Here is an 18,140-nt window from a genome sequence, read left to right on the forward strand (position 1 = left end):
ACGCATTCACGAGCTTCCTATCATGAACCGTCATACCGATACGCAATATCCAAGCCTCGCCGACAAGGTGGTCCTCATCAGCGGAGGTGCTTCAGGCATTGGCCGCGCCTTTGTCGAAGCCTTCGTTGCTCAGGGCAGCCGCGTGGCCTTTCTCGATCTCGATGCCGAAGCGGGGCAAGGGCTGGCGCAGGCGCTGGGGGCCAACTCGCTGTTCCTGCCTTGCGATGTACGCGACATCCAGCGGTTGCAGGCCTGCGTGGCAGAAGTGGAGCGTACCTGGGGCGCCGTCGATGTGCTGATCAACAACGCCGCCCGCGATGACCGTCATGCCTTGGCCGATATCAGCGTCGAGTACTGGGACGAGCGCATGCAGACCAACCTGCGCCACGCCTTCTTCGCGGCCCAGGCGGTTGCGCCCGGCATGGCGCGTCGCGGCAGCGGGGCAATCATCAACATGGGGTCGATCTCCTGGATGCGCGGGCGCCCCGGGATGGTCTGCTACACCACCGCCAAAGCGGCGCTGAACGGCATGACCCGTACCCTGGCACGTGAACTGGGCGGGCAGGGCATCCGGGTCAACAGCCTGGTACCGGGCGCCATCCGCACCGAGCGCCAGGATGCCATGTGGGCCGCCGACCCCGCTGGCCTGGAGGCGGCCAGCCAGGCTTTCATCGACCAGCAGATGCTCAAGTTCCGCCTGGATGCCAGCGACTGCGCGCGCCTGGCGCTGTTCCTGGCCAGCGACGACAGCCGTGGCTGCACCGGCCAGAACTTCGTTGTCGATGCAGGGTTGTCGATTCAGTAATCCACCCTGATTGGCGTCAGGGCACTTCTTCAGGGAAAAAAATCGTAGCGCTACGAAATCGATCTGAGTATGCTCCTGAAAGAGAATTTCGCAGCGCTACGATTCTTCGTCGCGCCCTTGTTCAAAGGCTTAGCTCATGTCCGAAAAACACAAGAAAATCGAAGAACTGCGCAGCCAGCGGTGGTTTGCTCCAGACACCATCCGTGCGTTCGCCCACCGTCAGCGTCTGCAGCAGATCGGCCTGCGCCGTGAAGAGTTCATGGGCAAGCCGGTGATTGCCATCCTCAATACCTGGAGCGAGATGTCGCCCTGCCATTCGCACCTGCGTGAACGTGCCGAAGCGGTCAAGCGCGGTGTCTGGGCAGCGGGCGGCTTTCCGGTGGAGTTGCCGGTGCAGTCGGTGGGCGAGGTGATGGTCAAGCCGACCACCATGCTCTATCGCAACCTGCTGGCGATGGAGGCCGAAGAGTTGCTGCGCTCGTTGCCGATCGACGGCGCCGTGCTGCTGGGTGGCTGCGACAAGTCCACCCCGGGTTTGCTGATGGGGGCACTGAGCATGGACCTGCCGGTGATCTACTGTCCGGCCGGGCCGATGTCCAACGGCCAATGGCGCGGCGTCAAGACCGGCGCTGGCACCCACACCAAGAAGTACTGGGATGAACGCCGCCTGGGGCTGATCGACACGGTCGCCTGGGAAGAGCTCGAAGGCGCCATGACCCGCTCGATCGGCACCTGCAACACCGTCGGTACGGCCTCGACCATGACCAGCATCGCCGACGCAATGGGCTTTACCTTGCCTGGTGCATCGAGCATTCCCGCCGCTGACGGTGCGCACCCGCGGATGGCCTCGCAGTGTGGTTCGGTCATCGTCGACCTGGTCTGGCGCGACCGCCGTCCCTCGACCTGGTTGACCGACAAGCATGTCGCCAACGGCGTGGCGGTGTACATGGCCATGGGCGGCTCGACCAACGCGGCGATCCACCTGATCGCCATTGCCCGGCGCGCCGGCATCGACCTGACCCTCGACCAGCTGGCAGCGGCGGCCGCGAAGATCCCGGTGCTGCTCAACCTGTTCCCGTCCGGCACGGCGCTGATGGAGGACTACCATTTCGCCGGCGGCCTGCGCGCACTGATGCGCAAGATCGAACCGCACCTGCACCTGGAATGCGAAGGTGCCACCGGCCAGAGCTGGGACAGCCTGGTGGCCGATGCACCGTGCTATGACGATGACATCATTCGCCCCCTCGACAACCCGGTGGTCAGCCTCGAGCAAGGCGCGACCCTGGCGCTGCTGCGCGGCAACCTGTGCCCCGATGGCGCGGTCATGAAGTCCTCCGCGGCCGACCCGCGCCTGCGCCGCCACAGCGGCCCGGCACTGGTCTTCGATGACCATGAAACCCTCAGCCGGATGATCGACGACCCGGCCCTGGAGGTCACTGCGGACACCGTGCTGATCCTGCGTAACGCCGGTCCCGTAGGCGCGCCAGGCATGCCCGAGTGGGGCAACCTGCCGATCCCCAAACGCCTGCTGGAGGCCGGGGTGCGTGACCTGCTGCGCATCTCCGACTCGCGCATGAGCGGCACCCACTATGGCAGTTGCGTCCTGCACGTGGCGCCCGAAGCCGCCGTTGGCGGGCCGCTGGCACTGGTGCGCACAGGCGACATCATCGACCTGGACGTCGCCGCCGGCACGCTGAACATGCGCGTCAGTGACGACGAGCTGGCCCGCCGCCGTGCTGGGCATGTGCCGCAGCACAAGACCTACGGTCGCTCCTTCGCTGCGCTCTACCAGCAGCACGTGACCCAGGCCAATGAAGGCTGCGACTTCGATTTCCTGCAGGCCGGCGAAGCCGTGCCCGAGCCACCCATCCACTGAACCTGCCCAGGACAACTGACCGATGCTCGAACTCAAAGACCCTTCTTTGCTCAAACAACAGGCGTTCATCGACGGCCTCTGGGTGAGTGCCGATTCCGGCGAAACCTTTGCTGTCACCAACCCTGCCACCGGCGAAGAACTGGCGCGCATTCCGCAAATGGGCGCCGCCGAAGCCGAACGCGCGGTGCTGGCTGCGCACCGTGCCTTCAAACCGTGGAAGCGCAAGACCGCCAAGGAGCGCGCCGAGCTGCTGCAGCGCTGGTACGCGCTCATGCTCGAAAATCAGGAGGACCTCGCCCGCCTGCTGACCGCCGAACAAGGCAAGCCACTGGCCGAAGCCCGTGGCGAATTGGGCAACGGCATGTCCTTCGTGCAGTGGTTTGCCGAGGAAGCCAAGCGCGTCTACGGCGACACCATCCCGCAGCCCTCGGCAGACAAGCGCATCATCGTCACCAAGGAGCCGATCGGCGTCACGGCGGCCATCACGCCGTGGAACTTCCCCCACGCGATGATTACCCGCAAGGTGGCCCCGGCCCTGGCCGCCGGTTGCCCGATGGTGCTGCGCCCGGCCAGCCAGACACCACTGTCGGCCCTGGCCCTGGCGGCCCTGGCCGAACGCGCCGGTATCCCCGCTGGCGTGTTCAGTGTGGTCACCGGCAGCGCGACCCAGATCGGCAGCGTGCTGACCGGCCACCCGCTGGTGCGCAAGTTCAGCTTCACCGGCTCCACGCCGGTGGGCAAGCGGCTGATTGGGCAATGCGCCGAGACCGTGAAGAAGGTGTCCATGGAGCTGGGCGGCAACGCGCCGTTCATTGTCTTCGATGACGCCGACCTCGACCTGGCCGTGGAAGGCGCGATGCTGTCGAAGTTCCGCAATGCCGGGCAGACCTGCGTCTGCGCCAACCGTATCTATGTGCAGGACGGTATCTACGAACGGTTTGCCGAGAAGCTCGCCGCTGCTGCCTCGGGCCTGCGCCTGGGTAATGGTGTAGAGGCCGGTGTGACCCAAGGCCCGATGATCGATGAGAACGCCGTGCGCAAGGTCGAAGAGCACATCAGTGATGCCCTTGAGAAAGGCGCACGGCTGATCGCAGGTGGCCAACGCCACGCGCTGGGTGGCAGCTTCTTCGAGCCGACCGTGCTCACTGAAGTTACGGCGCAGATGAAAGTGGCCCACGAGGAAACGTTCGGGCCACTGGCGCCACTGTTCCGCTTCTCCAGCGAGGACGAGGTGGTCGAGCTGGCCAACGCCACGGAGTTCGGCCTGGCCAGCTACTTCTACAGCCGCGATATCGGCCGCGTGCTGCGCGTCAGCGAAGACCTCGAATACGGCATGGTCGGCGTCAACACTGCGGCAATCGCCAACGAGATGGCGCCGTTCGGAGGCGTCAAGCAATCGGGCCTTGGCCGCGAGGGTTCGCGCTACGGCATCGAAGACTATCTGGAAATCAAGTACGTGTGCCTCGGCGGCGTCGACCGCTAAAGCCTGTCACAGGGGGCAGGCGCTGCCCCCTGCGACTGAGCACCCATAAGAACAACAAGCCCCGCATGGAGTAGCCCCATGTCCGATACCCCCAATGCGCGCCGCCGCTTCCTGCAAGGCGGCCTGGCGCTAATCCCGCTGGTGACGCTAGCCAGCCACGGCGTTCCGACCGCTTTCGGCGATACACCTCGTCAGCCAGCCACCCCGCAACTGCAGCCGGACGACTATCGACCACGGTTCTTCACAGACGTTGAATGGGCGTTCGTGCAGGCGGCCTGTGAACGACTGATCCCCACCGATGAACTTGGGCCAGGCGCCATCGCCTGTGGCATCCCCGGGTTCATCGATCGTCAGATGGACACGCCCTACGGCCACGGCGCGTTGTTCTACAGCCAAGGTCCGTTCATTACCGATCAGCTGCCGGAGCTCGGCTATCAAGGCCGCCTTGCGCCCCGGGACATTCTGCGGCTGGGCATTGCCGGCTGCGATCAGTGGTGCCGGCAAACCCACGGCCAACCTTTTGCCGGGCTCGCCAGCCTGATGCAGGCGCAGGTGTTGCACCTGCTGGAAGAGGGTAAGGTGCCGCTGGAAGCGTTGCCCAGTTCGCAGTTCTTCAATCAGCTGCTGCGCAACACCCGCGAAGGTTACTTCGCCGACCCTGTCTACGGCGGCAATCGTGATATGGCGGGGTGGAAGATGATCGGTTTCCCCGGTGCCCGTGCCGACTTCATGGACTGGATCGACCACCCCGGCGAGCGCTATCCGCTGGGGCCGGTGTCGATCAGTGGGCAAAGGGGGTAGACATGGCGATCAAACATCCCCCGGTGGACGTGGTGCTGGTCGGCCTGGGCTGGACTGGCTCGATCATGGGCATGGAAATGACCGACGCGGGCCTGCAGGTACTGGCCCTTGAGCGCGGCGAGATGCAGGACACGCCCACCACGGCGAACTACCCCAACGTTATCGACGAACTGGCGTACACCGTGCGCGGCAAGCTTTACCAGGACCTGGCCCGCGAGACGGTCACGTTCCGGCACAACATCAGCGGTGTCGCGGTACCGTACCGCCAGCATGGATCGATCCTGCTCGGCACCGGTGTCGGTGGCTCGGGCTTTCACTGGAACGGCCTGACCTGGCGCGCCCAGGCGAGTGACCTGCGCCTGCGCAGCCATTACGAAGAGCGTTATGGCAAGCACTTCATCCCCCAGGGCATGACGATCCAGGACTTCGGCGTCAGCTACGAAGAGCTCGAGCCGTACTTTGCCCGTTTTGAAGCGGTTGCAGGGATCGCTGGCAAGGCCGGTAACCTCAACGGCACCGTGGTCAAGGGTGGCAACCGTTTTGAAGCACCACGCAGCAGCGAGTTTCCACTGCCAGCGCTGAAAGATGTGTATGGCGCGCAGTTGTTCGCCAAGGCCGCACGCGAACTGGGCTACGAGCCGTTCCCGATTCCTGCCGCCAACGCCTCCGAGCCTTACACCAACCCCTACGGTGTGCGCATGGGGCCGTGCAACTTCTGCGGGTTCTGCGAGAACTACGGGTGCTACATGTATTCCAAAGGCTCGCCGCAGACCACGATCCTGCCGGTGCTGCTCAAACGTCCGAATTTCAAGGTCAAAACCCAGGCGCAGGTGATCAAGGTCAACCTCGACAGCAGCGGCAAACTGGCCACTGGAGTGACCTACATCGATGCCCAGGGCCGCGAGGTCGAGCAACCCGCGCAACTGGTGATCCTCACGGCCTTCCAGCTGCACAACGTGCGCCTGTTGCTGCTGTCGGGGATCGGCAAGCCCTATGACCCGGTCATCGGGGATGGGGTGGTGGGCAAGAACTATGCGTACCAGATGAATGGCGGTGTCAGCGTGATGCTGCCCAAGGGCACGCAACTCAATCCGTTCATTGGCGCCGGTGCCGGCGGCCAGGCCATCGACGACTTCAACGGTGACAACTTCGACCACGCGCCGCTGGGCTTCCTTGGCGGGGCGAACATTCGTCACAACCGCACCGGTGGGCGCCCCATCGGCCAGGCGACCACACCCAAGGCTGCGCCCAAGTGGGGCAAGGGCTGGAAAGCCGCGACCCAGGACAGTTATCAACGCCTGATGGGCATCAACGCTCAAGGTTCGGTCATGGCCTATCGCGACAGCTACCTGAGCCTGGACCCGACCTACCGCGATGCCTACGGCCAGCCGCTGCTGCGCATCACCTTCGACTGGCACGACAACGAGTTCAAGATGACCCAGTACACCGTGGACAAGGCGCAGCGTATCGCCGAGGTGCTCGGTGGCAGCGTCGAGAACAATGCCAAGAAGCCCGGCAGTCATTACGACACCCGGGTCTATCAGAGTACCCACACCACGGGTGGCGCGATAATGGGCAGCGACCCCGCCTCCAGTGTCGTCAACCGATTCCTGCAATGCTGGGACGTACATAACGTGTTCGTCACGGGCGCGTCGGCATTCCCGCAGAACTTCGGCTATAACCCGACCGGTCTGGTGGGGGCCTTGACCTATTGGGCCGCGCACCACATCCGTGAGCACTACCTGCCCAACCCCGGGCCGATGGTGCAAGCATGAGGTACGCAAATATGAAATACCTCGCCTCATTGCTGGCCTATGCGGGTTTGTTGGCTACACCTGCGCACGCTGGCGAAGACCCCTTGGTTGCCAAGGGCCGTTATCTGGCACGAGCGGGGGACTGCGTCGCTTGCCACACTGCCAAGGATGGCAAGCCGTTTGCCGGCGGCCTGCCGATGGCAACGCCGATTGGCGTGGTGTACTCCACCAACATCACCCCGGACCGTCAAACCGGTATCGGGACATACCGTTTCGAGGACTTTGACAAGGCTGTTCGCCATGGCGTCGCCAAGGCCGGTTACAGCCTTTATCCGGCGATGCCTTATCCGTCGTATGCGCGGGTGTCCGATGAAGACATGCAGGCGCTGTACGCGTACTTCATGCACGGTGTCACGCCGGTGACCCAAGCTACTCAGGCCCCGAACATTCCCTGGCCGCTATCGATGCGTTGGCCACTGCATGTGTGGCGCAACCTGTTCGCACCAAGCGTCGACACGGCTGCTGCTGACACGCCGATGCAAGACCCTGTGCTTGCGCGGGGCGCGTACTTGGTAGAAGGGCTCGGCCATTGCGGCGCCTGCCATACGCCGCGTGCGTTCAGCCTGCAGGAAAAAGCGCTCGGCGCTAGCGAAGGCGAAGCATTTCTCGCAGGTGGTGACGCGCAGGAAGGGTGGGTCGGAAAAAACCTCAGGGGGGATCATCGACACGGCCTGGGAAGCTGGAGCGAGGCTGAGCTGGTCGACTTTTTCAAGACCGGGCGAACGGACAAAGCGGCAGTCTTCGGCAGTATGAGTGAAGTGGTGGTGCACAGCCTGCAGTATCTGACCGATGAAGACCGGTTGGCGATCGCCCGATACCTCAAGCAGTTGCCAGCGCTCGATCCGGACGATCGCCCTCACGTTGCGGACCCTGCCACCTATCAGGCACTGCATGACGGCCTGACTCCGACCCTGGGCGCAAGGCTCTACGCGGATAACTGCATGGCTTGCCACCGCAGTGACGGCAAGGGCTACGCGCAGGTCTTTCCTGCATTGGCCGCTAACCCTGTGCTGAATGTCGACGATCCGCAATCGTTGATTCGCATGGTGCTTGAAGGCGGGACATTGCCTTCGACCCACGCCGCACCGACGTCGTTCAGCATGCCGCCGCTGGGGTGGCGCCTGAGCGACAATGAGGTGGCCCAGGTGTTGAACTTTGTCCGAGGTGCCTGGGGCAACTCCGGAGTGCCGATCACTGCAAGCTCCGTTGCTCGAATACGCGACGCGTTGTCAGCTGACGCATTGCGAGTACCTGGAATGCAGAAATAGAGTGCGGTTTCAGATGCCCTGAGAGTTCAAATGGAGCTGATCAATCTGCCACGCTTGAGCGGCGCATTTCACCGTCTACTAATCGCAATAATCCCAGCGGATTGGTATTTTGCAGCGCCGGGGGCAGTAACTCGTCCGGGTAATTCTGGAAGCAGACCGGACGTAGGAAAGCGTTCTATCGCGACCGCCTGGGCTTCGTCACCACCGACAGCTTCATGGGCGTCGGCCCGTTCATGCGCACAGCCGGCATGGGCGACCACCACTGCCTGTTCATGATTCAGACGCCGCCGCACATGCAGGGCTGCGAGCACTTCACCTTCCACATGGGCAGCGGCACCGAGGTGCTGCTGGCTGGCACGCGCTTCCAGCAGAACGGCTGGACCAGCTTTTGGGGCCCAGGCCGGCACCTGCTGGGCTCCAACTGGTTCTGGTACTTCAACAGCCCGCTGGGGGGTTACCCGGTGAACCTGCAAGCCAGCCTCGAGCTGCTCAACCAGTTGCGCAACCCCAATTGGCCACCGGTGCTGGTGTATGCCAGCAGCGTCGCGGTGTACGGCGGTGAGTTGCCGGCTCGCATGGACGAAGGCCAGCCGGCGTCACCTCAACTATCTTATGCAGCGCACAAGCGCATGGTGGAAATCGCCTTGCTGGACCTGTCACGCACATGGATGCGCCCTGGCACTATGCGTCAGTGAAACGGGAGATGCTTCAATCATCTGGGAAGGGCACAAGGCCGGGCGGGATATCGGTTATGGGCAGATGGAAAAGCTGGCCAACCTGGAGCAGTTACCTGATTTCGGTTTTCTGGTGAGTTGTTTTCCTTACAAGATCCGCCATGCCTCGGCCGGGTTTGTTCGAGCTGTCGCAATAATGGAGTAAATGAGCGCTGGTACAACCATTCCCCCATCAGGCGCAGCATGACCCCGGAAGGCTTCTTGGCCGCCTACAGACTGTCAGGGTCGCCAAAGAACATCTGAATTCGCGACCGCAACCACCGCTCCGCCGGGTCGTTGTCTTGCGCCCCGCGCCAGGCCATGTGCAGTTCGAAACTGCGCACCGATATTGGCAGGTCCTCGGCCCGCAATCCGCCCGCCGCGGTCAGCACATCGGCCGTATAGTCCGGCACAGTGGCCACGATGTCTGTCCCCGCCAGCAAACTCCCCAGCCCGTTGAACTGCGGCACCGCCAGCACCACGTGGCGCTTGCGGCCAATCTCTTCCAGGGCTTCGTCGATGAACCCGGACAGGTCACCGGCAAAGGACACCAGCGCATGCGGCCGCGCGCAGAAGTCGTCCAGGGTGATGCTGCCGGGCACACTGTCGGCACGCAGCAGCTTCGGCATGCTGCGGCGCAGTACCTTGCGCTTGGCGTTGGCCGGTAGTTCGCTGGTGTAGCTGACCCCCACCGAAATCTCGCCCGAGGCCAGCAACGTCGGCATCAGCAGGTAGTTGACCCGCCGCACCACCAGCACGATGCCCGGCGCTTCGGCGCGGATGCGCTTGAGCAGCTGTGGTAGCAGGGCGAACTCGGCATCGTCCGACAGGCCGATGCGGAACACTGCGTTGCTGGTGGCGGGGTCGAACTCGGCAGCGCGGCTGACTGCAGTGGAAATCGAATCCAGCGCCGGGGACAGCAGGGCGAATATCTCGTGGGCCCGCGCCGAGGGTTCCATGCTGCGGCCGGTGCGCACAAACAGCGGGTCGTCGAACAGGTTGCGCAGGCGCGACAAGGCCGCGCTGATGGCCGGCTGGCCGAGGAACAGTTTTTCCGCAGCGCGGGTCACGCTGCGCTCATGCATCAGCGTTTCGAACACGATCAGCAGGTTGAGGTCTACGCGACGCAGGTCGTTTCGATTCATCGGTGCGCTTCGCCTAAAGTGGGGCAGGGGTGAATCTTACGGCCAAAGGCTGTTACCCTGCACGGGTTTAGGGGGACCCATTGCAGGGAAAGTCAGGTGCCCAATCGATGACAAGCATGTCGACTATTAATGACCACTGATGGTCTAACCGTCAAAGCCCGGATAAAGTCAGTGGTAATTAGAGGTTCACAAAGGCGAGGTATGCGATGTCCCGCATGATCCGTTTCCACAAGTTCGGCGCTGCCGATGTGCTCCGTTGCGAGGAGCAGGCCGAACCGTCACCCGCTGCCGACGAGGTACAGATCCGCGTCCAGGCGATTGGCGTCAGCTGGTATGACGTGCTCTGGCGCCAGAACCTGGCGCCGTCCCAGGCACGCCTGCCGGCGGGCATCGGCCACGAAATGGCCGGGGTGGTGACTGCGGTCGGTGAAGGGGTCGAGGACATTGCGGTGGGCGACCGGGTCGCCAGCTTCCCGGCCACCAGTGCCAACGATCACCCCGTGTATGGCGATGTCATCGTGCTGCCGCGTACGGCCATTACCCGTTACCCGGATGTGCTCACGCCGATCGAGGCGAGCGTGCACTACACGCCGTTGCTGATCGCCTATTTCGCCTACGTTGACCTGGCCCGGGCCAAGGCCGGGCAGACCGCGCTGGTAACCGATGCCAGCCATTGTGCCGGCCCCGCTTTCGTCCAGTTGGGCAAGGCCCTGGGGCTGAAGGTGTTTGCTGCTACCAAAGAAGCGGAGCAGCGGGATTACCTGTTGGGCCTGGGGGCCGACAAGGTGATTGTCACTGAGGAACAGGACTTGTTGCTGCAGGTTGGCAAGTACACCGATGGCCGCGGCGTGGACATGGTCCTGGATGGTATGGGCGGGCCGCAGATGTCGCTGCTGGGCGATGTGCTGGCGCCACGTGGCAGCCTGGTCCTGTATGGCCTGCAAGGCGGTAACCAGACGCCGTTCCCGGCCTGTGCAGCCTTCCAGAAGAACATCCAGTTCTACGTGCATTGCATCGGTAACTTCACCGGCAAGCCGGAGCTTGGCATCAGCCAGGACCAGGTCGCGCTGCAGCGTGCCTTGCGCGATATCAACCAGTTCACCGCCGACCAGTTGCTGACACCGCAAATCATCAAGGTGTATCCGTTCGAGCAGGTGGTGGAGGCGCATCGTTACATGGACCAATGCCCTTGTGGTGGGCGGGTGGTACTGGACATGGCGCAACACTGACAGCTGTTTGCATTGCTGATGAACCCGGGCTGAGTCCCGGGTTTTTTGTGCGCGAAACAGAATGATTTAAATGCCAACTATAAGAATATTCCTACATTAAAATCAGTCGCGGACTACATATAAGGCGATGGCCTGGCGTTTTGTGGAAATATTCCGCCAACAATTCGGTCTTGAACGATTTCGGCTCGGCGTTCAGTGTATATCCGCCGTCGTGCTGAATGGTTTTTTTACCCCGATCTGTATCTTATATTCGCTCTGCATCCCCCGATAATGGCACGATGATAGTTTGCGCAAGGAGCGTGGAATGAGCATGGCTATGCCTGAGGATGAGCTGTGTTTGGTAGCGGCGGGCTGTCGCGGTGGCGAGTATTTTTCGATGGTCTGGCGACAGTGATGCGTTACGTAATTACTTCAATTTGATTGTAGGAAATTTCTTCCGGGTAAGCGCAGGGCGTGTTGAATCTTGAATACAGGATTCGGCACGCGTTGGCTGCATGAAGTTGATGAGGTGATTTCGTGACGGCTATTCACGATCAGGCAATGCATTATATCTACCAACAAGTGCTCGAGCGTTTGTTGAGCCAAATGTCACAGGCGCAACGCGCGTCCCTTCAATTGCTGATACAACGTTTGCTGGTCGCTGCAGGTGGGCCAGAGTATATCGGTACGTTCCGCGTGCTGGTACTGCAAGGTTGCGATCGCCACAGTGCCAGGTTGCTGGCCATGCTGCGTGCGGCACAACTGAGCATTGCCCTGCGTGCGCCGGTAACCTTTCAGTTGCGGGTACTCGTGGTCAGCCTGCCGGTGGCTGCCAGCGATACGTTGGAATTCCACGAGGGCAGTTTCAGTGCCCTGTTCATGCAGGATGACCCGCGGGTTCAGTTACAGATGATCGAAGGGCGCGAAGTGGTGCCCTTCAGCCGTCGGTCTTCGGCAGCGCCCGACCGCTGGCTGCTGGCGAGAAACGCCCTGCTGATGTTCGGGCACATGGTCGATGCCAGGCCCGAAGCCCTGCTGGGTAGCCGGCTGCACCTGGAGCTGGCGGATGCCGCGTGTTCTGCGCTGCAGGCCGCGACACCGGCCGATGTCTTGATCACTGCCATTCCCGTACGCCAGCGGCGCCGCTACCTGGCGTGGGCCCGGCGTAGTCTGCGCCTGGCAGGGGAGCGCGGCCCCCATGTGTTGCATCACTGCCTGGCGGCGCTGGCCCACGGGCTGAGCCGGTTGCACGGCGCAGCCGATGCCTCGCCGGGCAGCCTGGCGAAGCCCACACAGGGCGATGCCGCGCAGGAGGCATCGTTGCGGCTACTTGCCATAGATGACCTGCTGCCGCATCTGCTTGAAGGGCAGCAACTGGATGCCATGTTGGGTGCTGGTCTCGAAAAGGCCGATGATGCCTGGCCATTGGCGGCGTTCGTCGATCCGTACGCCCGGGCCCAGTTGCACCAACTGCGCGCCCGCAGCCTGGAGCTGCAGGCCGCTCGCCCGGCGCTTTCGCTGGCGAACCCGTCGGGTGATAGCAAGACTCGCGATGGGCACACCCTGGCGCTGGGCAAAGCCTACGGTATCAACCAGACTCAACTGGTGTGCCTGCTGTTCAGTCCCTTCGCCAGGCAGGGAAAGAAGCTCGAGCATTTTCTGCAGTGCCGGCATGCAGACATGCTGGTAGCGCTGCCGTACCTGCACCGGGCCCTGCAAGGCAAACCCTGCCCCGATGCGGTGCGGGACTGGCTGGTGAATACCAGTGGCCTGCCGCTGGTGCAGTTACGGGCAATCTATGAGGGGCGCATGCCGCTGACTGCCTGGCGCTTACAGAGCAACCTGGCCCGCCGCGATGTGCACCTCAGGTTGCTGCCACGGCCTTCGTCGGGGCGCCGCCGTAGCCCAGTGGCGTTGCCTTGAAAGGGCCAGCGGTTCCCGGCGAGTTCGCCTATCGCAAGGTGTACCGCTACCTGGAGGCGTTGATCGAGCAGGGCTCAGGCGTTGGCCCCTGCAAGTTACCGTCGTTACGTGCACTGTCCCGACGGTTGCGGGTGTCATTGGCGACTGTGCAGAGTGCCTACAACCTGCTGGAGGAAGAAGGCCGGGTCCAGTGTCTGCCGAGGTCCGGCTACTACGCTCAGGTCGCTGCAAAGGCGCAGGCAGCGCCCATGTACCCGCAGTCTCCCTTGCCGGTACAGCCACTGCTGGAGCGTGCGCTGCTAGGCCACGAGCGGCGCATGGCCCGTCAGCGCGCCAGCAGCGTTGCACCCAGGGAGATGCTCGGCGACTCCCGTCTGCGCAATGCCTTGGCTGAGCGTTATACCCGTTCCTCCAGCCAGTACTGGCGTGCCGAGGACGTTCAATTGGCCCCTGACGTGCAAGCGTTGCTGGAGACGGTGCTCGCAGGGCTTGCCTTGCAGGGCGGGACGGTACTGGTGCAGTCGCCCTGTTGCTGGCAGGTGTTGCGCGCTTTGGCGCGTGCTGGCATGCGGGTGCTGGAAGTGCCTGCGGATAGCCGCGGCAACCCGGACCTGCGTGCCTTGGCCCGGTTGCTGGGCGGCGAGCCGGTGTGCATGCTGGTCATGCCGTCTTGCCTGGGCATGCCACAAGGGCGGCTGGTGTCGCCGCACTATCAGCAGCAGCTTGGTCAGCTACTGGACCAGCATGCTGTCTGGTTGCTGGAAAACGACCTGGACAGTGAGCACTGTTACAGCGGGCCGCCACACACGCGCCTGCGCGACTGGGTCGACCCCCGCTGGCTGTTGGTGCTGGGGGCATTCGAGGCGGCAGTGGGTGCCGAGGCACCTTACGCCTATGTGCTGGGCCATGACGCGGCACTGGCCAAAGCGTTTGCCGAACGGGCATTTCGGCTTGCGCCGCTGCGCCTGCAAGCGCTTGCCCTGATGCTGGGCAAAAGGCAGATCGAGATGCAGCTTGTCCAGCTGCGTACCGACCTGCACAGGCGTACACAGTACCTGGTACGCGCGCTGGAGTTGCAGTTCGGTCAGCGGGTGGCGTTGCAGATGCCCCAGGGCGGACGAATGCTGTGGGTGCGTTTTCGCCAACCGCTGGAGTGGGATTGCATTGTTGCGGCGTTGGCAGGTTCCGCCTTGCATGCACTGCCGGGCTGGCAGTTCAGCCTGCAGGGGCGATACCAGCAGTACCTGGCACTGGTGTGGCTGGGTGACCAGCCGGGTGACCTGCAACAGGCGGTGGAGCGCCTGGCGCAGGCGCTGGAGCCGCGTTGTGGGCGGCCCGCCGGCGTGTCACGCTGACTGCGCATGCTCTTGCCCCTGGCGCAAGCGGGTACTGAGCAACGCTGCCAGCACCAGCAATGCGGCAATGATCCACAAACCGTTGCGGGTGCTGCCGGTGGTCTGCTCGATCAGGCCCATCACCGACGGGCCGACGAAACCACCAAACAGGCCGCAGGTGGTAACGAACGCCAGGCCCGCCGCCAGGGCGCTGCCACTCAGCCTGCTGGACGGGAAGACAAACAGGATCGACTGCACCACGAACAGCATCAGCGCGGTCAGGGAAAACCCGATCAGGCCGATGAACGAGTTGGCCAGCGACGCCAGCAGCAACCCTGTCGCCATGGTCAGCAGGCCGCCAAACAGCAGGGTGCGGCAACGGCGTGGCGAGGTGGCCAGGCGTGGGAAGGTGGCAGCACCGATGGCAGCAGCAACCCATGGCACGGCAGTCAGCAGGCCTATCTGGAAGGGGGATAGCGCAGCGTAAGTGCCGATAATGCCGGGCAGGAAGAAAATCACGGTGTAAATGGTGATCTGGTGCACGAAGTACACCGAGATCGCCAGCCAGATCTGCCGGTCGCGGAACATCTGCCCCAGCTTGCTCTGCTGGGGCGCGGCAGCCCGTTCGGCCGCCAGGCGGCGTTCGATGTCCTGGGCGTCGGCCGCCGACAGCCAGGGCGCCGAGGCTGGGCCATCGGGCAGCTTTTTCCACACCACAACGGCCAGGGCCACGGCGGGCAAGCCTTCGAGTACGAACAGCCACTGCCAGCCATGCCAGCCCAGTACGCCGTCCATTTCCAGCAGGGCACCGCCCAGTGGGCCGCTGAGGATGTTGGCCAGGCACACGCCCAGCAGGAAGTAACCCGTGGCGCGGGCGCGCTGCTCACGGTCAAACCAGTAGGTCAGGTACAGCATCACCCCAGGAAACAGGCCTGCTTCGGCCACCCCTAGCAGCAGGCGCATGATATAGAACGACGTTTCTCCCTGGACGAAGGCCATGCCCGCCGAGAGCAGGCCCCAGGTGATCATGATGCGGGTAATCCAGAAGCGTGCGCCCACCCGGTGCATGATCAGGTTGCTCGGCACTTCGGCCAATGCATAGGTAAGGAAGAACAGGCCCGCCCCCAGGCCATGGGCCGCTGCTGACAGGCCCAGGTCGATGCCCATGCTGGCTTTTGCCAGGGCGATGTTGGTGCGGTCGAGAAAGCTCATCACGTAGACGACGATGAGCAGTGGCATCAATTTGCGTAACAGCAGGCCATTCAGGCGCTGCTCGGTGGTGGCGGCAGGGGCCGAAGCCGCTGCACGGGTGAGGGTTGTCATTGTTTTTTTCCCCGTGAAAAGTGCTGGTGGTGTGCCCGTAGCGGGCACACCAGGCGTGTTGTTCAGGAACGGTTGATATCGAGCCACACCGCGCCGTTGGGGTACTGGTAGCGCTCCAGGGTGTCGGCATGCATTTCGATGCTGTAGCCCGGGCGTTGCGGTGGCATGTAGCGCCCACGGCGGATCACCACCGGGTCGATGAAGTGCTCATGCAGGTGATCGACGTACTCCAGCACCCGATTGTGCAGCGAAGCAGACACTGCGATGTAGTCGAACAGGGCGATGTTCTGCACATATTCGCACAGCCCGACACCGCCGCCGTGCGGGCACACCGGCACGTCGTACTTGGCCGCCATCAGCAGCACGATCAGCACTTCGTTCAGGCCACCCAGTCGGGCGGCATCCAGCTGGCAGAAATCCAGCGCACCGGCCTGGAACATCTGCTTGAACATGACCCGGTTATGGCAATGCTCACCGGTGGCCACACCGATCGGCGCGATGCGCTGGCGAATGGTGGCGTGGCCGAGAATGTCGTCCGGGCTGGTCGGCTCTTCGATCCACAGCGGTTCGAAGGCGGCCAGGCGGCGCATGTTGGCGACTGACTCCTCCACGCCCCACACCTGGTTGGCATCCATCATCAGGGTGCGTTCCCAACCGATTTCGTCGCGCAGGATGCTGGCGCGGCGGATGTCTTCTTCCAGGTCGGCGCCGATCTTCTGCTTGATGTGGGTCCAGCCATCCTCCACGGCCTCACGGGCCAGTTTGCGCATTTTTTCTTCGCTGTAACCCAACCACCCTGGCGCGGTGGTATAGCCGGGGTAGCCTTCGCGCAGCATCTGCGCCTCTCGTTGGGCCTTACCCGGTGCCTGGCGGCGCAGCAGGGCAATGGCTTCCTCGGGGGTGAGCACGTCTGTGACGTAGCTGAAGTCCAGGCAGCCCACCAACTGTTCAGGCGTCATGTCCGCCAGCAGTTTCCATACCGGTTTACCTTCGTGCTTGGCCCACAGGTCCCACACCGCGTTGATGATGGCCGCAGTGGCCAGGTGGATCACACCTTTCTCAGGGCCTAGCCAGCGCAGTTGGCTGTCGCTGACGGTAAAACGGTGCCAGAAACCGCCCATGTCGGCGGTGATTTCTTCGAGGCTGAGGCCGACGATCAGGGGTGCCAGCGACTGCACCGCTGCTGCGCAGATCTCGTTGCCGCGGCCGATGGTGAACGTCAGGCCGTGGCCCTCAAGGGCCTCGGCGTCGGTGTGCAGCACCACGTAGGCTGCCGAATAGTCGGGGGCGCTGTTCATGGCGTCGGAGCCGTCCAGCGACAGCGAGGTCGGAAAACGGATGTCGCGAACGCTCAGGTGGGTAATACGTATGCTCATGGTCGACTCTTGTTCTGCTCAAGCGCTGGGAGACCTGACTGTAGGTTGTCGAGCGATACAGGCATAATCGCCAATTCTTAATCAGCGATACCGGATTCGATATGTCTCGCTTGCCACTCGACCCCATCCAGGCGCCACCCAGCCTCGGCGCCTTGAAGGTCTCCAGCCGCCAGATCACGCTGCTCAATGCCCTGGGCGAGTTCGGCAACCTGCGCCGTGCCGCCGCCGCGATGCACACCACGCAACCGGCGGCGAGCCTGTTGCTGCAGCAGCTTGAGGAGCGCCTTGGCGTGCGTTTGTTCGAGCGCTTGCCGCGGGGCATGCAAGCAACGCTTTATGGCGAGGTGATGATCCGCTATGCGCAGAACGCGTTACATGAGTTCGAGCATGCCCAGGCACAAATCGCCGAACTGGCGCGCGGGGCCTCGGGCCTGGTGCGGGTGGGCAGCGTCATGGGCCCGGTGCCCGGCGTTCTGACCAAGGCGGTACTGGCCTACAAGCGCGACCATCCCAAGGTGCGCATTTCACTGGAAGTGGGCACCAGCGATACCTTGCTGCCGGCGTTGTTGCGCGGCGACTTCGACATGGTGGTAGGCCGCCTGCCAGACCAGAGCGACAGCCAGGACCTGAACATCGAACTGTTTGAAGGCGGTGAGCAGATGCGCGTGATTGCCCGCGCCGGGCACCCTCTGGCGGCGGCGGCCGGGTTGCAATTGGCTGACCTGGTGGCCCTGACCTGGATACTGCATCCTATCGGCAGCCCGATGCGCCGCCGTGTTGAAAGTGCCCTGCAGGCCGGGGGCATGGTGCAGTCACTGGACATTGTTGAAACCGCCTCGATTCTGGCCACCACTGCCATGCTCGAAGCGTCCGAGATGATTGCGGTGGTGCCCAATGACGTAGCCGAGCATTATGCCCGCTATGGCATGGTGGCCATTTTGCCGGTAGAGCTGCCGCTGGCCATGGCCAACCTGGGCGTGCTGACCCTGCGCTCGCGGCCCAACTCGGTTGCCCTGGATACCTTGCTGCGCTACCTGCGGGCGCAATAACCCTGCCTTTTCACCTGCCTGA

At 63.3% G+C, this 18,140-nt stretch carries 13 protein-coding genes and 3 pseudogenes; 12 read left to right on the forward strand and 4 right to left on the reverse strand.

Annotated features, from left to right (window positions below):
• The first annotated feature begins 22 nt into the window (after positions 1 to 22).
• From CKW35_RS02780 to CKW35_RS02805, 6 genes are all read left to right on the forward strand, one after another.
• Complete coding sequence (locus tag CKW35_RS02780) at positions 23 to 805, forward strand: sulfoquinovose 1-dehydrogenase (protein WP_095114984.1); 783 nt, start codon at positions 23 to 25, stop codon at positions 803 to 805.
• 136 nt (positions 806 to 941) lie between these two features.
• Positions 942 to 2,681 (forward strand): 6-deoxy-6-sulfo-D-gluconate dehydratase, encoded by a 1,740-nt coding sequence (locus CKW35_RS02785; protein WP_060516670.1) that lies wholly within the window; start codon positions 942 to 944, stop codon positions 2,679 to 2,681.
• A 22-nt stretch (positions 2,682 to 2,703) separates the two neighbouring features.
• Positions 2,704 to 4,164, forward strand: a complete 1,461-nt coding sequence (locus CKW35_RS02790; protein WP_016486307.1) for a 3-sulfolactaldehyde dehydrogenase — start codon at positions 2,704 to 2,706, stop codon at positions 4,162 to 4,164.
• 78 nt (positions 4,165 to 4,242) lie between these two features.
• Complete coding sequence (locus tag CKW35_RS02795; protein WP_016486308.1) at positions 4,243 to 4,965, forward strand: gluconate 2-dehydrogenase subunit 3 family protein; 723 nt, start codon at positions 4,243 to 4,245, stop codon at positions 4,963 to 4,965.
• Positions 4,966 to 4,967: 2 nt separating this feature from the next.
• On the forward strand, positions 4,968 to 6,740 hold the full coding sequence (locus CKW35_RS02800; RefSeq protein ID WP_016486309.1) for a GMC family oxidoreductase: 1,773 nt from the start codon (positions 4,968 to 4,970) through the stop codon (positions 6,738 to 6,740).
• Positions 6,741 to 6,751: 11 nt separating this feature from the next.
• A complete protein-coding gene (locus CKW35_RS02805; RefSeq protein ID WP_023047970.1) occupies positions 6,752 to 8,047 on the forward strand; it encodes a cytochrome c in 1,296 nt (431 codons plus the stop codon).
• 40 nt (positions 8,048 to 8,087) lie between these two features.
• On the opposite strand, the pseudogene CKW35_RS28795 reads toward CKW35_RS02805, so the two are convergent.
• Positions 8,088 to 8,216: pseudogene (locus tag CKW35_RS28795) on the reverse strand (hypothetical protein); the annotation flags it as partial.
• Here CKW35_RS28795 and CKW35_RS28800 point away from each other — a divergent pair.
• Together CKW35_RS28800 and CKW35_RS28805 are read left to right on the forward strand one after the other, a co-directional pair.
• Positions 8,215 to 8,742: pseudogene (locus tag CKW35_RS28800) on the forward strand (NAD-dependent epimerase/dehydratase family protein); the annotation flags it as partial. The pseudogenes CKW35_RS28795 and CKW35_RS28800 sit on opposite strands and share 2 nt — an antisense overlap.
• Positions 8,738 to 8,926, forward strand: a pseudogene (locus CKW35_RS28805) (cyclase family protein); the annotation flags it as partial. The pseudogenes CKW35_RS28800 and CKW35_RS28805, both read left to right, overlap by 5 nt.
• A 64-nt stretch (positions 8,927 to 8,990) precedes the next feature.
• On the opposite strand, the gene CKW35_RS02820 reads toward CKW35_RS28805, so the two are convergent.
• Positions 8,991 to 9,905, reverse strand: coding sequence for a LysR family transcriptional regulator (locus tag CKW35_RS02820; RefSeq protein ID WP_016486424.1), 915 nt, complete (start codon positions 9,903 to 9,905; stop codon positions 8,991 to 8,993).
• Between the two features lie 206 nt (positions 9,906 to 10,111).
• Here CKW35_RS02820 and CKW35_RS02825 point away from each other — a divergent pair, with 206 nt between their 5' ends.
• From CKW35_RS02825 to CKW35_RS02840, 3 genes are all read left to right on the forward strand, one after another.
• Complete coding sequence (locus tag CKW35_RS02825; RefSeq protein WP_016486425.1) at positions 10,112 to 11,134, forward strand: zinc-dependent alcohol dehydrogenase family protein; 1,023 nt, start codon at positions 10,112 to 10,114, stop codon at positions 11,132 to 11,134.
• A 516-nt stretch (positions 11,135 to 11,650) separates the two neighbouring features.
• Positions 11,651 to 13,036 (forward strand): hypothetical protein, encoded by a 1,386-nt coding sequence (locus CKW35_RS02835; protein ID WP_023047967.1) that lies wholly within the window; start codon positions 11,651 to 11,653, stop codon positions 13,034 to 13,036.
• Entirely contained in the window at positions 13,033 to 14,391 is a 1,359-nt protein-coding gene (locus tag CKW35_RS02840; RefSeq protein WP_016486428.1) for an aminotransferase class I/II-fold pyridoxal phosphate-dependent enzyme, read from the forward strand. Before CKW35_RS02835 ends, CKW35_RS02840 begins: the two co-directional genes overlap by 4 nt.
• On the opposite strand, the gene CKW35_RS02845 is transcribed toward CKW35_RS02840, so the two are convergent.
• Both CKW35_RS02845 and CKW35_RS02850 read right to left on the reverse strand, forming a co-directional pair.
• On the reverse strand, positions 14,383 to 15,693 hold the full coding sequence (locus tag CKW35_RS02845; protein WP_095114986.1) for an MFS transporter: 1,311 nt from the start codon (positions 15,691 to 15,693) through the stop codon (positions 14,383 to 14,385). The two genes, CKW35_RS02840 and CKW35_RS02845, sit on opposite strands and share 9 nt — an antisense overlap.
• A 62-nt stretch (positions 15,694 to 15,755) precedes the next feature.
• Positions 15,756 to 17,069 (reverse strand): L-fuconate dehydratase, encoded by a 1,314-nt coding sequence (locus tag CKW35_RS02850; protein WP_023047965.1) that lies wholly within the window; start codon positions 17,067 to 17,069, stop codon positions 15,756 to 15,758.
• A gap of 101 nt (positions 17,070 to 17,170) precedes the next feature.
• On the opposite strand from CKW35_RS02850, the gene CKW35_RS02855 reads away from it, so the two are divergent.
• Positions 17,171 to 18,118: a LysR substrate-binding domain-containing protein gene (locus CKW35_RS02855; RefSeq protein WP_023047964.1), complete on the forward strand. Its 948-nt coding sequence runs from the start codon at positions 17,171 to 17,173 to the stop codon at positions 18,116 to 18,118.
• The last annotated feature ends 22 nt before the right edge of the window (positions 18,119 to 18,140 follow it).

The organism is Pseudomonas sp. Irchel 3F3 (assembly GCF_900187545.1).
Classification (GTDB): Bacteria; Pseudomonadota; Gammaproteobacteria; order Pseudomonadales; family Pseudomonadaceae; genus Aquipseudomonas; species Aquipseudomonas fortuita.

Excerpts from the sequence above, each read along its gene's own strand:
- CKW35_RS02850 (WP_023047965.1), bottom strand. The coding sequence starts at position 17,069 with ATGAGCATACGTATTACCCACCTGAGCGTTCGCGACATCCGTTTTCCG.
- CKW35_RS02790 (WP_016486307.1), top strand. The coding sequence starts at position 2,704 with ATGCTCGAACTCAAAGACCCTTCTTTGCTCAAACAACAGGCGTTCATC.
- CKW35_RS02795 (WP_016486308.1), top strand. The coding sequence starts at position 4,243 with ATGTCCGATACCCCCAATGCGCGCCGCCGCTTCCTGCAAGGCGGCCTG.
- CKW35_RS02805 (WP_023047970.1), top strand. The coding sequence starts at position 6,752 with ATGAAATACCTCGCCTCATTGCTGGCCTATGCGGGTTTGTTGGCTACA.
- CKW35_RS02845 (WP_095114986.1), bottom strand. The coding sequence starts at position 15,693 with ATGACAACCCTCACCCGTGCAGCGGCTTCGGCCCCTGCCGCCACCACC.
- CKW35_RS02825 (WP_016486425.1), top strand. The coding sequence starts at position 10,112 with ATGTCCCGCATGATCCGTTTCCACAAGTTCGGCGCTGCCGATGTGCTC.
- CKW35_RS02800 (WP_016486309.1), top strand. The coding sequence starts at position 4,968 with ATGGCGATCAAACATCCCCCGGTGGACGTGGTGCTGGTCGGCCTGGGC.
- CKW35_RS02855 (WP_023047964.1), top strand. The coding sequence starts at position 17,171 with ATGTCTCGCTTGCCACTCGACCCCATCCAGGCGCCACCCAGCCTCGGC.
- CKW35_RS02785 (WP_060516670.1), top strand. The coding sequence starts at position 942 with ATGTCCGAAAAACACAAGAAAATCGAAGAACTGCGCAGCCAGCGGTGG.
- CKW35_RS02780 (WP_095114984.1), top strand. The coding sequence starts at position 23 with ATGAACCGTCATACCGATACGCAATATCCAAGCCTCGCCGACAAGGTG.
- CKW35_RS02820 (WP_016486424.1), bottom strand. The coding sequence starts at position 9,905 with ATGAATCGAAACGACCTGCGTCGCGTAGACCTCAACCTGCTGATCGTG.